A 15,160-nucleotide genomic window follows, 5' to 3' on the forward strand; every position below is an offset into this window, starting at 1 on the left:
CGCCTGGTTACTGCATGCGCAGGACGAACCCTACGCCGCGGACGGTGTGCAGCAGCCGGGGACCGCCGTTGGCCTCGAGCTTGCGGCGCAGATAGCCGATGAACACGTCGACGACGTTGGTGTCGGCGGCGAAGTCGTAACCCCACACCAGCTCCAACAGCTGCGCGCGGGACAGCACCGCGGTCTTGTGCTCGGCCAGCACGGCCAGCAGGTCGAATTCCCGCTTGGTCAGGTCGACGTCGACGCCGTTGACCCGGGCCCGCCGGCCGGGAATGTCCACTTCCAGCGGGCCCACGGTGATGGTCTCCGAGGAGGAGGTTGCGGTCGCGCCGCGTCGGCGCAGCAGCGCCTTCACCCGCGCGACGAGCTCGGCCAACACGAACGGTTTGACCAAGTAGTCGTCGGCGCCGGCCTCCAGCCCGGCGACCCGGTCGTCGACCGAACTGCGGGCGGACAGCACGCAGACCGGCACGTCGTTGTCCATGGCCCGGAGCGCCGTGACGACGCTGACGCCGTCCAGCACGGGCATGTTGATGTCGAGCACGATCGCGTCGGGCCGGGTCTCGGTGGCGCTGCGCAAGGCTTCGGCGCCGTCGACCGCGGTCGACACCTCGAATCCGGACAGCCGCAGGCCGCGTTCCAGCGAGGCGAGCACATCGGAGTCGTCGTCGACGACCAAGACGCGAGGCGAAGTCCCACCAGTGTCCATGCCGCCCATCTTGCCTGATTGTCGCGCGGGGCGGTGCCCTGGATGGGCCACCGTTGCCTAAAAGGTTACGTTTTCGACGCTGCGCCGAAATCGCGTGCTGGTATCGGCGTGACCGCGCCAAACTCTTTGGCGGAATTGGACATTCGCTGGTCGGGTGTTCGGATCCGAGTCGGGATCATGGATCGCCCACCTCGTCTGGCCCAGCGATCACTGGGTCGCGAGGCCGCTCAGCCGCAGCGCCAGCCGCCGTCGGACCGCCGGAACCCCTGCGGCCAGGCGCATTCCGATGTTGCGGAGCGGCCGCAACGGGCGCGGCAGCGTCGCCACCCGCGTCAGGCGTCCGGTCAGTTTCAGGACCCGCTCCGCGCGTCGGCGCTGGGCGGCGCTGTACGCGTCCAGCGCGGTTTCCGGGCCGCCCCCCAGGACCTCGGCGAGAGCCCCGGCCAGCGCCACCGCGTCGGTGATCCCCAGGTTCATCCCCTGACCCCCCGCGGGGCTGTGCACGTGGGCCGCGTCACCGGCCAGCAACAGCCGGCCGGCCCGGTAGCTGTCGGCGACGCGGTGATGGATGTGGAACCGCGATCCCCACACCAGCTCGGTCACGACCGTTTGGCCCGGCCCGAATCCGCGAGTGTCCAGGAGTGCCTGGACAAACTTCGCCGAAGGCTGTTGCGGCGCATCGGCGGTGGGGGCGACGACGCGGAAGATGCCACCGGGCAGCGGTGCCAGAACCGTCAGGCCGTCTTTGGCGTAGAACAGGATCACCTCATTGCCGGGCGCTTTGCCGGTCACTCGTACGTCAGCGAGCGTAAAAGACTCCGCGAATTCGCCACCGGTGAAGCCGATTCCGGCTTGCGTGCGAACAGTGCTGTTCATACCGTCCGCGCCGACGGCGTAGCGGGCCCTGATCGTGTCGCCGTCGTCGAACGTCGCCGTGACGCCGTCGGCATCCTGGGTGATGCCGCGCAACGTCTTGGGCCGGACCACGTCGCCGCCGAGTTCGTGCAGCCGCTCGAGCAGCAGCCGCTCGGTGTCGGCCTGGGAAAGCATCAGGGTGTACGGGTGTTCGGTCGGCAGCTCGCTGAAATCGACGGGGATCAAGACGCGCCGGCCCTGTCGCATGGTGAATCGCGGTGCGATCACCCCGGCCTTGACCATCCGCCGGGTGACGTCGAGCTCTTCGAGCACTTCCAGGGTGCGGGCGTTGACGGCCGCGGCGCGGGACGTGTTGGCGCCCGAGGCCAGCTTGTCCACCACGGTCACCCGAATTCCGCGGCTGAGTAGCGCGGCAGCGAGTGTCAGACCGGTCGGACCGGCGCCTACCACCAGGACATCGGTGTCGTTCATGGTCGGCTCCTCTCCCTCGTGAGTTAGTCAACGCTTGTTGGCATAACCCCATGCTGGCGCGCCGGCGGGGCTATGTCAACAGTTGTTGGCCTACAATTGTTGACATGAGACGGTCAGCAGACGAGACGAAGGCGGTGATCCTGGCGGCGGCCCGCGAGCGCTTCGGCGCGGTGGGCTTTCAGGGCGCGACGATTCGGGCCATCGCCGCCGACGCGGGCATCGATCCCGCGATGGTCATGCGTTACTACGGCAGCAAGGACAAGCTGTTCGCCGCCGCGGCCGAGTTCGACCTGCGGTTCCCCGACTTCACGAGTACCGACCCGGCCCAGGTCGGGCGGTCGCTGGTTCGGCACTTCCTCGAACGCTGGGAAGGCGACGAGGCGCTGGTGATCCTGCTGCGATCCAGCACCACTAATGGCGAAGCGGCGCAACGTATGCACGAGATCTTCGGTGCCCAGATCCGGCCACTGGTGGAGGCCTTCGTCCCGCCCCGAGACTCCGGCGTGCGGGCCGGGCTGATCGCGACCCAAATCCTCGGTATGGCATTGTGCCGCTTCGTGTTACGGCTGCCTCCGGTCGTCCAGATGAGCCGCGACGAGATCGTCGACTGGCTCGGCCCGACCATTCAGCGCTACCTCGGACTGCCGGACGGGTGATCGGGAGAGTCAAACCACGGCGACGTCTTCCGGCGTGTCGCGTGCGTGGTTTTTGTGTCGCGAGTCGCTGGGCGCGATCTCAGGGCAAGCCGATTCGGCGGTAACGCCGCAACCGAGCGGCCAGCCGCTCGGTTGCCGGTAGCGCGCGCAGCCCGTGCACCTCGGCGGCGATGGCGTGCGAGAGTCGCTGGCAGAACTCGACCGGTTCATCGGCGGCATCGGGATGCTCCGGCACCACGGCGTCGACAATGCCCGACACCAGCAGATCGAGCGACCGAATGCCTTGCGCGGCGGCCAGTTCCGCGGCGTGATCGGTGTCGCGGAAGACGATCGCGCTGGCGCCCTCCGGCGGCAGGGGCGCCAGCCAGCCGTGCAACGCCGCCAGCACCCGATCGGCGGGCACCATGGCCAGCGCCGGCCCACCGCTGCCCTGGCCGAGCAGCACCGACACAGTCGGGGTGTCGAGCGTGACCAGCTCGGCCAGGCACTGGGCGATCTGGCCGGCCAGCCCGCCCTGTTCGGCGTCGGCCGACAGCGCGGGCCCCGCGGTGTCGATCACCAACACCAGCGGCAGGCGCAGCTCGGCCGCCAGGGCCATGCCGCGCCGGGCCTCCCGCAGCGACGCGGGGCCCACCATCCCGCCCGTCACGCGCTGCTGTCCCAGAACCACCGCGGGCTGTCCGGCGAAGCGGGCCAGGGCCAACAGGGTCGTCGCCGCTTCCCCCCGCCCGGTTCCCGACAGCAGCACCAGATCGGTGGCGCCGTGGTGTAACAGCAGCCCGACGCCCGGACGGTCGGGGCGGCGGGACGCCACCACGGAGTCCCACGCCGGCACGTCGGGGATCGATTCGGGCGGCGGCGCCGCCGGTAGGGGCTCGGCCGGGTCGGCGATGACGGTCAGCGCGCGGTCGAGCATCCCGCGGAGCTCGTCGACCGCGACGACACCGTCGATCACGCCGTGGCGGTGCAGGTTTTCCGCGGTCTGGACGCCCTCGGGGAAGGGCTCGCCATAGAGCAGCTGGTACACCCGGGGGCCGAGAAAGCCGATCAGGGCTCCCGGCTCGGCGACCGTGACGTGACCCAGCGAACCCCACGACGCGAACACCCCGCCGGTGGTCGGATTGCGCAGGTAGACCAGGTAGGGCAGGTGCGCCTGCTTGTGCAGGCGCACCGCGGCGGCGATCTTCACCATCTGCAGAAAGGCGACCGTGCCTTCCTGCATGCGGGTGCCGCCGGAGCTCGGCGAGGCCAGCAACGGCAGGCCCTCGGCGGTCGCGCGCTGCACCGCGGTGGTGATCCGCTCGGCCGCGGCCACCCCGATCGAGCCGCCCAGGAAACCGAACTCGCACACCACGACCGCCACTCGGCGCCCGAAGATGCGGCCCTCGCCGGTCAGCACCGATTCGTCCAGGCCGGTGGCCGCCCGCGCGTCGGCCAATTCCCGCGAATACGCCTCGCTGACCGGCACGGCGAGCGGCTCGCTGTCCCAGCGGACGAAGGAACCGTCGTCGAGCACCGCGTCGCGCAGCTGAGCAGCCGTGATACGACTCACGACACGAGGCTATATAGGGTGGCTGCCATGATCGGTGTTACCCAGGCTGAGGCCGTGCTGACCATCGAGCTGCAGCGGCCCGAGCGCCGCAACGCCCTGAATTCCGAACTCGTCGAGGAGCTGCGGGAAACTTTCCAGAAGGCCAGCGACGGCACCGTTCGGGCCATCGTGCTGACCGGGCAGGGCACGGCGTTCTGCGCCGGTGCGGACCTGAGTGGCGATGCGTTCGCCGCCGACTACCCCGACCGGCTCATCGAGCTGCACAAGTTGATGGATGCCACGCTGATCCCGGTGATCGGCGCCATCAACGGTCCGGCCATCGGCGCGGGCCTGCAGCTGGCGATGCGATGCGATCTGCGGGTCGTCGCACCGGAGGCATTCTTTCAATTTCCGACCTCGAAATATGGCCTGGCGCTGGATAACTGGAGCATCCGTCGGCTGTCCTCGCTGGTCGGTCACGGGCGGGCCAGTGCGATGCTGCTGACCGCAGAAAAGCTGACGCCCGAAGTTGCGCTGCAGTGTGGATTGGCCAACCGCATCGGGACAGTGGCCGACGCCCAGGCGTGGGGCGCCGAGATCGCCGGCCTGGCGCCGCTGGCGATCCAGCACGCCAAGCGGGTGCTCAACGATGACGGCGCCATGGACGATTCGTTGCCGGTGCACAAGGAGCTCTTCGACAAGGCGTGGGGGAGCCAGGACGTCGTCGAAGCCCAGGTGGCCCGCATCGAGAAGCGACCGCCCAAGTTCACGGGAGCCTGACCCTCATGCTGCGGGGGGCGCTGCGGCTGGCCGCGGGCACGGCGTCGCTGGCGGCCGGCGGCTGGGTGGTGCGGGCGCTGCACGGCGCACCGGCGGCCCTGGGTGCGCACCCCGCCGCGATCCGGGCCGTGGCCGAGGGGTCACCGAACTACCGCGACGGCGTATTCCTCAACCTCGACCCCGCCTCGAACTTCGTAATGGATCGCGAGGAACTGCGGCTCGTCGTCTGGGAGCTGATCGGCAATCGCAGCGTGGGCCGGCCCGCTTCGCCGATCCCGTTGGCCGCGCCGGCGCTCTTCGACGGTGATCCCAGGCGGCTCGCCGTCAGCTGGTTCGGCCACTCGACGGCCCTGTTGGAGATCGACGGCTACCGGGTGCTCACCGACCCGGTGTGGAGCGACCGGTGCTCACCGTCGGACATCGTCGGGCCGCAGCGGCTGCATCCGCCCCCGGTGCAACTGGAAGGGCTGCCTGCCGTCGATGCCGTCGTGATCAGCCATGACCATTACGACCACCTCGACATCGACACGGTGTTGGCGCTGGCCCGCACGCAGCGGGCACCCTTCTTCGTCCCCCTCGGCGTCGGCGCCCACCTGCGTGCTTGGGGGATCCCCGAGCACCGCATCGTCGAACTCGACTGGCATCAGAGCGCCAAGGTCGACGAGCTCATCGTGACTTGCCTGCCGGCGCGGCACTTTTCGGGACGCTTCCTGGACCGCAACACCACGCTGTGGGCGTCATGGGCCTTCGCCGGCCCGAATCATCGCGCCTATTTCGGCGGAGACACCGGCTACACCGAGAGCTTCACGCGCATCGGCGAAGAGCACGGGCCGTTCGACCTGACCCTGCTGCCCATCGGGGCCTACAACAGCGCGTGGCCGGACGTCCACATGAACCCCGAGGAGGCGGTCCGGGCGCACCTGGACCTCACCGAGGCCGGGCTGCTCGTGCCGATCCACTGGGGCACCTTCCGGCTGGCCCCCCACCCGTGGGCCGAGCCGGTGGAGCGACTGCTCTCCGCCGCGGAACCGGAACGGGTCAATGTCGCGGTGCCCGCTCCGGGCCAGCGCATCGATCCCACATCGCCGGTGAAATCGAATCCCTGGTGGCGGCTCTGAATTCTGAGGCCCGGCAACCTCCCCACGCTAAAGTTCCGCCATGACGAAACGCGCGGCCGCGGCCGCTGTCACGGTGCTGCTCGCCATGACCGGATGCGGGCCCGCGCAACCGGCTTCCAGCCCGCCCGCGCTCTCTGACGCACCCCCCAACGAGGTGTCCGGCGTTGCGATCCCCGCCGGCCGCATCGACGACGCCGTCGCGAAGGTCGACGGCCTGGTCGGCGACCTGATGAAGAGCACCGGCGTCCCGGGCATGGCGGTGGCTGTCGTTCACGGTGGAAAAGTTCTGTACGCCAAGGGCTTCGGCATCAAGGACGCCAGCAAGGGGCAGGGTCGAGGCAACAGGGTGGACGCGGACACCGTCTTCCAGTTGGCGTCGGTATCCAAATCGGTCGGCTCGACGGTGGTCGCGCACGAGGTCAGTGAGAACGTGGTCGCCTGGGACACGCCGGTCGTGTCCAAGCTGCCGTGGTTCACGCTCAGCGATCCCTACGTCACCAGCCACGTGACCGTCGCCGACCTCTATTCGCATCGTTCCGGGCTGCCCGACCACGCCGGTGACAAACTCGAAGACCTGGGTTATGACCGGCGGCAGACCCTCGAGCGGCTGAAGTTCCTGCCGCTGGCCCCATTTCGGGCCAGTTACGCCTACACCAACTACGGGGTGACGGCGGCGGCCGAGGCGGTGGCCACCGCGGCGGGCAAGTCGTGGGAGGACCTGTCGGACCAGGAGCTGTACCGGCCGCTGGGAATGACCTCGACGAGTTCCCGGTTCGCCGACTTCCTCGCCCGGCCCAACCGCGCTGTGAACCACATCAAGATCGACGGCAGATGGGAGCCCCGATTCCAGCGCGACCCGGACGCGCAGTCGCCGGCGGGCGGCGTGAGTTCGTCGGTGAACGACATGGCGCGCTGGCTGATGATGTTGCTGGGCAACGGAACTTACAACGGCCAGCGGATCACCTCGGCGGAAGCCTTACTGCCGGCCATCAGTCCGCGGATGGTTTCGACACCCGCGAAGACCCCCGGGGCGCGCACCGGGTTCTACGGATACGGCTTCAACGCGTCGGTCGATTCGTCGGGGCGCACCGAATACAGCCATTCGGGCGCCTTCGATCTCGGCGCGGCGACCAACTTCGTGGTGCTGCCCTCGGAGGACCTGGCCATCGTCGCGCTGACCAACGGTGCGCCCTACGGCATCCCGGAAACGCTGACCGCCCAATTCATGGACCTCGTTGAGTATGGCCAGATCCGCGAGGACTGGGGCGCTCTCTACAACAAGGCGATCGGCTGGCTGAACAACCCCGAGGGCTCGCTGGTCGGCAAGCAGCCGCCGGCGAACCCCGCCCCGGCCAGGCCGCTCGGCCAATACGCCGGCGTGTACGCCAACGACTACTGGGGCCCGGCCGTCGTCACCGAACGGGACGGGGCGCTGCAACTGACGATGGGACCGAAGAACCGGGCGGTCCCCCTGACGCACTGGGACGGCGACACCTTCACCTTCGGTCTGACCGACGAAAATGCGCCGCCCGGAACGGTTTCCAAGGCCGTGTTCTCCGGAAACGCCCTCAATTTGGAGTACTACGACTCCGACAAGCTTGGGACGTTCACCCGATGATCCCCGGATTGACCGATGCCGAGGTGGCGCAGCGGGTCGCCGATGGCAAGAGCAACGCTGTCCGCGAACGTGCCACCCGCAGCATCCCGGACATCGTGCGGGCCAACGTCTTCACCCGGATCAACGCGATCCTGGGCGTGCTGCTGCTGATCGTGCTGGCGACGGGCTCGCTGATCAACGGGATGTTCGGCCTGCTCATCGTCGCCAACAGCGTCGTCGGCATGGTGCAGGAAATCCGGGCCAAGCAGACACTGGATGCGCTGGCGATCGTGGGGCAGGCGAAACCATTGGTGCGCAGGGAATCCGGGACGAGGACTCTGCCGCCCGCACAGGTGGTCCTCGATGACATCATCGAACTCGGACCCGGCGACCAAGTCGTCGTCGACGGCGAGATCGTCGAGGAGACGAACCTGGAGATCGACGAGTCGCTGCTGACCGGTGAGGCCGACCCGATCGGCAAGGCCACGGGCGACGCCGTGATGTCGGGCAGCTTCGTCGTCGCCGGGTCGGGCGCCTACCGCGCCACCAAGGTCGGGCCGGAGGCCTACGCGGCCAAGCTCGCCGAGGAGGCCAGCAAGTTCACCTTGGTCAAATCCGAACTGCGCAACGGCATCAACCGGATCCTGCAGTTCATCACCTACCTGTTGGTGCCTGCCGGCCTGCTGACGATTTACACCCAGTTCTTCACCACCCACGCGGGCTGGCGGCAGTCGGTGCTGCGGACGGTGGGTGCGCTGGTGCCGATGGTGCCCGAGGGGCTGGTCTTGCTGACATCGGTCGCGTTCGCCGTCGGGGTCGTCCGGCTCGGCCAGCGCCGGTGCCTGGTGCAGGAGTTGCCCGCCATCGAGGGGCTCGCCCGGGTTGATGTGGTCTGCGCGGACAAGACCGGCACCCTGACCGAAAACGGCATGCGCGTCGCGGGGGTCGAGGAACTCGAAGCGGTGCAACGGAACAACGTCGAGGAGGCGCTGGCGGCGCTGGCCGCCGCCGACCCGCGCCCCAACGCCAGCATGCAGGCGATCGCGGAGACCTATCAGCGGCCGCCCGACTGGACCGTCACAGCGACCGCCCCGTTCAAGTCGGCCACCAAGTGGAGCGGGGTGTCCTACGGCGACCGCGGCAATTGGGTGATCGGGGCGCCGGACGTGCTGCTCGATCCGGCGTCGGAAGCGGCCGAGCGGGCCGAGCGCATCGGCGCGCAGGGGTTGCGGGTGCTGCTGGTCGGAACCGGCGATGTGACCGTCGACCACCCGGACGCACCGGGCCGCGTCACCCCCGTCGCGCTGGTGGTTCTGGAGCAAAGGGTCCGCCCGGACGCCGCGGAGACGTTGGATTACTTTGCCGAGCAGGGTGTTTCGGTGAAGGTGATCTCCGGCGACAACGCGGTGTCCGTGGGGGCCGTAGCCGACAAACTCGGATTGCGCGGCGAGACGATGGACGCGCGCCGGCTGCCGTCCGAACCCGCGCAACTGGCCGACGCGCTGGATGCTTACACCACGTTCGGCCGGGTGCGGCCCGACCAGAAGCGGTCGATTGTGCACGCACTGCAATCGCACGGGCATACCGTCGCGATGACCGGAGACGGCGTCAACGACGTGCTGGCCCTCAAGGATGCCGACATCGGCGTCGCGATGGGCGCCGGCAGCCCGGCGTCGCGGGCCGTCGCACAAATCGTGTTGCTGGACAACAGATTCGCCACCCTGCCGTACGTCGTCGCCGAGGGCCGACGGGTGATCGGCAACATCGAGCGCGTGGCCAACCTGTTCTTGACCAAGACCGTCTACTCGGTGCTGCTGGCGCTGCTGGTCGGCATCGAATGCCTGTTCGCCAAGGTGATCAAAGCGGACCCCTTGTTGTACCCGTTCCAGCCGATCCACGTGACGATCGCGGCGTGGTTCACCATCGGAATCCCGTCGTTCATCCTCTCGCTTGCCCCCAACAACGAACGCGCCTATCCGGGCTTCGTCCGGCGGGTGCTGAGCTCGGCGCTGCCGTCCGGGCTGATCGTCGGGGCCGCGACCTTCGCTTCCTACCTGCTGGCCTACCACGGCCGGCACGCGACCTTTCAGCAGCAGGAGCAGGCGTCCACCGCGGCCCTGATCACGTTGCTGATGACGGCGCTGTGGGTGCTCGCGGTGGTCGCTCGCCCCTACCAGTGGTGGCGGGTCGCACTGGTGATCGCCTCGGCCCTGGCCTACGTCGTGATCTTCAGCATCCCGCTGGCCCGCAAGGCGTTTCTGCTCGATCCATCCGACGTGGTGGTGACCTCGACCGCCGTGGGTATCGGTGTGCTGGGCGCCGCCGCCGTCGAGGCGATGTGGTGGATCCGGGCGCGGATGCTGGGCGTGCAGCCGCGGATGTGGCGCTGACCACCCGGAGCACGGGCCCGCAGGGTTAGTAGGATTTGCGGCGGGGAAAGGACGGGTGCATGGGATTCTTCGACAAGGCCAAAGACCTGTTGTCGCAGAACGCCGACAAGGTCGGGACGGCGATCGACAAGGCCGGCGAGTTCGTCGACGACAAGACGCAGGGCAAGTACTCCGACACCATCCACAAAGTGCAGGAAGAGGCCAAGAAGGCAGCCGAGGCCGCGGCAAAAGGCGACGACCAGAACTGAGCTCATGGCGAAACTCTCCGGATCCATCGATGTCCCGTTGCCACCCGAGGTGGCGTGGAAGCATGCCTCCGACCTGTCCCGCTACAAGGACTGGCTGACCATTCACCGGGTGTGGCGCAGCAAACTGCCCGACGACATCGACAAGGGCACGGTCGTGGAGTCGATCGTCGAAGTCAAGGGCATGTACAACCGGATCAAATGGACGGTGGTGCGGTACAAGCCGCCGGAGGGCATGACGCTCAACGGGGACGGTGTCGGCGGCGTGAAGGTCAAGCTGATGGCGAAGGTTCAGCCCGCCGAGGAGGGCTCCATCGTCAGCTTCGACGTCCACCTCGGCGGCCCGGCGCTGTTCGGCCCGATCGGGATGATCGTCGCCGCCGCCCTGCGGGGCGACATCAACACGTCACTGGAGAACTTCGTCACGGTGTTCACCCGGCCCGATCCCGGCATGAATGGACACGGCGGCGTTCATCGCTGATCGCCTCGGCCACCGGTCCCGAGTCGGTTAATCTCGCTAGCATGACTCGCCGGCTGCGTCCTGGGTGGCTGGTGGCGCTTTTCGCGTTGGTGATCTCGGCCAGTGCGTGGCTGCCGTGGCTGACGACGGCCGTCAACGGCGGGGGCTGGGCCAACGCCATCGGGGGCGCGCACGGCAACCTGGAACTTCCGCGCGGGTTCGGCGCGGGTCAGCTCATCGTGCTGCTGTCCTCGGCGCTGCTGGTCACCGGCGCGATGGTCGGCCGCGGCCTGTCGGTGCGGCTGGCTTCGGTTGGCGCACTGTTGATCTCGCTGCTGATCGTCGCGCTCACGGCCTGGTACTACAAGCTGAACGTCAATCCGCCGGTGTCGGCGCAGTACGGCCTCTACGTCGGCGCGGTGGCGGCGGTGTGCGCGGTGGTGTGCTCGATCGCGGCGGTCATCACGGCGTTGGCTTCCCGACGGTCCGGCCGCTGAGGATTCAGGGCGACGGGAACTCGTGCTTGCCCGAGCTGGCGCTCTCGCTGGGCTCGTTGACGCCGAACACGAAGGGCGCGAACACGATTTCGCGGCCGTCGGGGTCGCGGTAGGTGAACGCGCCCGTTGCCTCCCAGTACGGATGTTGTTCGACCGGCTCGTGCCCGGCGGCCCGAAGCCGTGCGATCGCCTCCTGCTGCGCCCGGCGGTTGGGGAAGTAGAGGCACAGCTGTTCGTGCGGGTCGACCGCGACGGGCTCGACGGATTCCACGATTTCCAGGGTCAGGTTCCAGCTGGGCAGGCCGAAGATGGCGCCGTTGCTGCCGTAGCTCTCGCCGAACGTCTCGAAGAGCGGCAGCCCGACGAGTTCGCGGTAGAACCGCACCGTGTCCTGAAAGTTCGACGACCGGCGGGCGAACCGGATGCCGCCGATCGGTGCGAGCTGCGGGGGCCAGTGCGTGGTGCGGCGGGGGTTGTGCGCCATCACAGCCCGACCGCTCCGGCCGCCGACTCGGCGGTGTTCCAGTGTCGCAGCTGTGCGCCGGGTGCCCACGTCGAATGGGTACCGCTCGAGATGCGCTCGGGCAGTTGAAGTTTGCACACCGGCCCGTCGGCGATCCGGCCCGCGTCGAAGATCACGCAGTAGGAGGCGTCGGCGTTCATGTCGGTGGTGAGCGTGACGAGGTAGCCGTCGTCCTCGCCGGTGGCACCGACTCGCGGCGCCATCGCCGTCTCGCTTCCGTAGACGCCTTCGCCGAAGGCGAATTCCTGTTGGCTTCCGGTTTGCAGGTCGTGTTTGACCAGCCCGTCGAACAGGAACCAACCGGGTTTGCCGGTCGCGGCGTAGGCGTAGCGGTAGTTGCCCGCGGCGTAGTCGGGGTTGATGGTGCCGAACTCGGTGATGGAGTCCGACAGCCGTTCTTCCCGCACGGCGCCGGTTGTCAAATTGAACCGCCACCGATGCAGCCGCGACTGCAGCCGGTCGAGCGCCAGGAAGCGAAACAGCTTGTCCCACTTCGACCCACCGGTGTCGGCCGGGGAAGGGTCCCCCTCGAAGAATCCGTCGAGCACGATCTCGTCACCGTCTTCGTAGGCGTTGACGAAGTGCAGCACGAAGGTCGGGTCCGCCTCGAACCATCGGATGTCGGCGGGCCCGCCGCGGCGGGGGAGGATCGCGAAGCGTGACGGGATGTCCGGGAAGAAGCGCGGCACGTGCACGTCTTGCTCGAGCAGGGCGGGGTCCCAGAACAACGGGAAATCGTTGAGGATGACGTAGTTTTCGGTGAACGCCATGTCGTGGGGCAGGCGCGGTCCCGGCAGTGGGATGTCGACGTAGTGGACCAGCTCGTTGCTCTGGTCGACGACGCCGTAGCGCATGTACGGGTCCCGCTTGCTGTAGTTGAAGAACAGCAGCTCACCGGCCTTGGCGTCGACCTTCGGGTGCGCGGACACGCCCCAATCGGTGGGGAACCGCCCGTTCCAGGTCTCCTTGCCCAGGTTCTCACCCGAACACGGATCGACCCGGTACAGGTCGCCGCACTGGTAGAAGCTGGTCAGCGCCACGCCCCGGTGCACGATGACGTCGGTACTCGACGCGTCCTTCATCCGGGTGCGAGCGCCCCAGCCGTCTTCGCGCTTGGCCAGTTGCACCGGCTCGGCCAGCCCCGGCCAGAGCGGCTCGCCGGCTTCGTTCTCCGCCAGGAAGCCATCGGTGCGTACGAAACGGTTGCGGTAGAACGCCTTTCCGTCGCGGAAGCCGACCATGTGCAGCATGCCGTCGCCGTCGAACGGGTGGTAGGTCTTCAGCGCCGGGTGCAGCGGGTTCTCGGTGTTGCGGAGGTAGATGCCGTCCAGGTCGCGCGGGATCTCCCCCTCCACCGCGGTGAGGTCGTCGTCGTCCCACTCGGTGGTCTGGGGACGCCACGGTCCGGTCCGGTACGGGTGGTCGTCGTCCTCGGGCAGCGTGGACAGAAACTTGCCGACGATCGCGACGTCCATGTCACACACCTGCTGCCGTGCTGACAACGAAACTCACCGTGGTGGCGGTGCTGCCGCCGAAGTTGAGGGTGCCGAAGGTCTTTGCCCCGTCGACCTGGTACTCGCCGGCCGCGCCGCTGACCTGTTTGGCCGCGTCGAGCAGCATGCGCACGCCCGACGCCCCGACCGGGTGGCCGCCACCGATCAGACCGCCGCTCGGGTTGATCGGCAGCCGGCCGCCGATCTCGATCTCGCCGTTCTCGATCGCTTTCCACGACTCGCCCGGGCCGGTCAGGCCGATGTGGTCGATCGCCAGGTACTCGCTGGGTGTGAAGCAGTCGTGCACCTCGTACCCGTCGAGGTCGTCGAGGGCCAGCCGCGCGCGCCGCAGCGCGTCTTGTACGGCGGCCCGCACGTGCGGGAGCACGTAGGGGTCGTCGGCGGCCCGGTCGAGCTTTTGCCGCAGACCCAGTCCCACCGTGCGGTGTCCCCAGCCGTCGATGCGACCGATGGGCCGCACATCGGGATGGGCGCGCAGATAGGCGTCGCCGACCAGAACCAATCCCGCGCCGCCATCGGTCATTTGGCTGCAGTCGAAGCGCCGCAGCCGGCCCTCGGTGATCGGGTTGGTGGTGTCGTCGTCCGTGATGGGGTCGGGGACCGTCCATCCGCGCGTCTGGGCGTTCGGGTTGCGCCGCGCGTTGGCGAAGTTGAGCTGCGCGATCGCCCGCAGGTGCGCGTCGTCCAGGCCGTAGCGGCGGTCGTATTCGTCGGCGACCTGAGCGAACATCGACGGCCACAGGTAGCGGGCGCCGGCCCCCTCGTGACCCGTCCAGGCGGCGGCCCCCAGATGCTGGGCCGCGGTGTCGCCGGGCACGGTTTTCTCGAGCTCGACGCCGAGCACCAGCGCGGTGTCGTAGGCGCCCGACCGCAGATCCGCCATCGCCGACAAGGCAGCGATGCTGCCCGACGCGCACGCCGCTTCGTGCCGGGACGCGGGGGTGTCCCAGAGGTCGGCGCAGACCGTGGCCGGCATCGCGCCGAGGTGGCCCTGGGCGGCGAACATTTCGCCGAACGCGTTCGCGACGTGCACCACTTCGATGTCGGCGGCGTTCACTTTGGCGGCGGCGAGCGTGCCCTCGACGACCTCGGCGGTCAGGGCGGCGAAGTCGCGGCCCTCCTTGTTCAGGTTGCGGGCGAAGTCGGTTTGCCAGCCGCCCAGAATCCACACGTCCGTCGAGCCATCCATACGCGCACGGTACTCCTGGATCGCCTCGGCGTTGAGGTCTGTCCGCGAGGGGGCGGGGTGAACGGGGTGCCCGAAGATGGGGCGGCCCCGTCGGCTCTCGGGCTGAACCGACGGGACCTAGGCGAACGCGAAGGCCGGCCGACGCGTGCGCCTCTCATGGAACATTGCCCCGTACCGCGGACGACAAACATGTGAAGTCAACCTCCTGGCCTGTTCGATGGGGGGCCACCGCTTGGGTGCCGCGCCCACCCGCGGCTCAGACGGCCCCGGGGACGAGCTCGGTGGGGTCCGGTCCGTCCGGCTGACCTGCCGTGATGCCGCCGTGTTTGCGGGCGTCGGCCAGGTCGATTGCCGCCAGGTCTATGCCCCTCGTCTCGACGGCGGTGACGACGGCCACGGCGCTCACCGCGGCGGTCGCCGCCAAATACCAGGAGATCGGCACCGCGGATTTGTACGTCTGGAGTAAGCGCACCGCGATGATCGGTGCCAGCGAACCGGCCACGATCGAGGTGACCTGGTAGCCGAGCGACACCCCCGAATAGCGCATCCGGGTGGGAAACATCTCGGCCATGGCCGCGGGCTGGACCGCATACATGAGGCCGTG

The 15,160-nt window shown here is 68.6% G+C and carries 14 protein-coding genes and 1 pseudogene; 8 read left to right on the forward strand and 7 right to left on the reverse strand.

What is annotated here, in order from left to right:
• Positions 1-7: 7 nt before the first annotated feature.
• Together prrA and A9X05_RS27390 are read right to left on the reverse strand one after the other, a co-directional pair.
• Entirely contained in the window at positions 8-718 is a 711-nt protein-coding gene (prrA, locus tag A9X05_RS27385; protein WP_007168707.1) for a two-component system response regulator PrrA, read from the reverse strand.
• Between the two features lie 198 nt (positions 719-916).
• A complete protein-coding gene (locus tag A9X05_RS27390; protein ID WP_067747461.1) occupies positions 917-2,056 on the reverse strand; it encodes an NAD(P)/FAD-dependent oxidoreductase in 1,140 nt (379 codons plus the stop codon).
• Between the two features lie 104 nt (positions 2,057-2,160).
• On the opposite strand from A9X05_RS27390, the gene A9X05_RS27395 reads away from it, so the two are divergent.
• Entirely contained in the window at positions 2,161-2,712 is a 552-nt protein-coding gene (locus tag A9X05_RS27395; RefSeq protein WP_067747463.1) for a TetR/AcrR family transcriptional regulator, read from the forward strand.
• 79 nt (positions 2,713-2,791) lie between these two features.
• Here the strand turns inward: A9X05_RS27395 and A9X05_RS27400 are convergent, their stop codons facing one another.
• A complete protein-coding gene (locus tag A9X05_RS27400; protein ID WP_067747465.1) occupies positions 2,792-4,264 on the reverse strand; it encodes a carboxyl transferase domain-containing protein in 1,473 nt (490 codons plus the stop codon).
• A gap of 27 nt (positions 4,265-4,291) precedes the next feature.
• Between A9X05_RS27400 and A9X05_RS27405 the strand changes: the two genes are divergently transcribed.
• The 7 genes from A9X05_RS27405 to A9X05_RS27435 are packed head-to-tail and all read left to right on the forward strand — an operon-like array spanning position 4,292 to position 11,330.
• Positions 4,292-5,023, forward strand: a complete 732-nt coding sequence (locus A9X05_RS27405) for an enoyl-CoA hydratase (RefSeq protein ID WP_067785349.1) — start codon at positions 4,292-4,294, stop codon at positions 5,021-5,023.
• Positions 5,024-5,028: 5 nt separating this feature from the next.
• Complete coding sequence (locus tag A9X05_RS27410) at positions 5,029-6,141, forward strand: MBL fold metallo-hydrolase (protein ID WP_156669852.1); 1,113 nt, start codon at positions 5,029-5,031, stop codon at positions 6,139-6,141.
• A gap of 40 nt (positions 6,142-6,181) precedes the next feature.
• A complete protein-coding gene (locus tag A9X05_RS27415) occupies positions 6,182-7,759 on the forward strand; it encodes a serine hydrolase (protein ID WP_067785352.1) in 1,578 nt (525 codons plus the stop codon).
• Positions 7,756-10,128 carry a cation-translocating P-type ATPase gene (locus A9X05_RS27420; RefSeq protein ID WP_067785355.1) on the forward strand — a complete coding sequence of 791 codons (2,373 nt, stop codon included), beginning with the start codon at positions 7,756-7,758 and terminating at the stop codon, positions 10,126-10,128. The genes A9X05_RS27415 and A9X05_RS27420 overlap by 4 nt, the downstream gene beginning before the upstream one ends.
• A 59-nt stretch (positions 10,129-10,187) precedes the next feature.
• Positions 10,188-10,376 (forward strand): antitoxin, encoded by a 189-nt coding sequence (locus tag A9X05_RS27425; RefSeq protein WP_067747473.1) that lies wholly within the window; start codon positions 10,188-10,190, stop codon positions 10,374-10,376.
• Positions 10,377-10,380: 4 nt separating this feature from the next.
• Positions 10,381-10,854, forward strand: a complete 474-nt coding sequence (locus A9X05_RS27430; RefSeq protein WP_067747475.1) for an SRPBCC family protein — start codon at positions 10,381-10,383, stop codon at positions 10,852-10,854.
• A gap of 41 nt (positions 10,855-10,895) precedes the next feature.
• Positions 10,896-11,330 (forward strand): hypothetical protein, encoded by a 435-nt coding sequence (locus A9X05_RS27435; RefSeq protein WP_067747477.1) that lies wholly within the window; start codon positions 10,896-10,898, stop codon positions 11,328-11,330.
• Between the two features lie 4 nt (positions 11,331-11,334).
• Here A9X05_RS27435 and A9X05_RS27440 read toward each other — a convergent pair whose 3' ends face one another.
• The 4 genes and pseudogenes from A9X05_RS27440 to A9X05_RS27455 all read right to left on the reverse strand — a co-directional run.
• Positions 11,335-11,814 (reverse strand): VOC family protein, encoded by a 480-nt coding sequence (locus tag A9X05_RS27440; protein WP_067785358.1) that lies wholly within the window; start codon positions 11,812-11,814, stop codon positions 11,335-11,337.
• Complete coding sequence (locus tag A9X05_RS27445) at positions 11,814-13,328, reverse strand: carotenoid oxygenase family protein (protein ID WP_067785361.1); 1,515 nt, start codon at positions 13,326-13,328, stop codon at positions 11,814-11,816. Before A9X05_RS27445 ends, A9X05_RS27440 begins: the two co-directional genes overlap by 1 nt.
• A gap of 1 nt (position 13,329) precedes the next feature.
• On the reverse strand, positions 13,330-14,556 hold the full coding sequence (locus A9X05_RS27450; protein WP_067785362.1) for an acetyl-CoA acetyltransferase: 1,227 nt from the start codon (positions 14,554-14,556) through the stop codon (positions 13,330-13,332).
• 256 nt (positions 14,557-14,812) lie between these two features.
• Positions 14,813-15,160: pseudogene (locus tag A9X05_RS27455) on the reverse strand (MFS transporter); the annotation flags it as partial.

It is taken from the genome of Mycobacterium sp. E3298 (assembly GCF_001666895.1).
In the GTDB taxonomy this organism is placed as follows: domain Bacteria; phylum Actinomycetota; class Actinomycetes; order Mycobacteriales; family Mycobacteriaceae; genus Mycobacterium.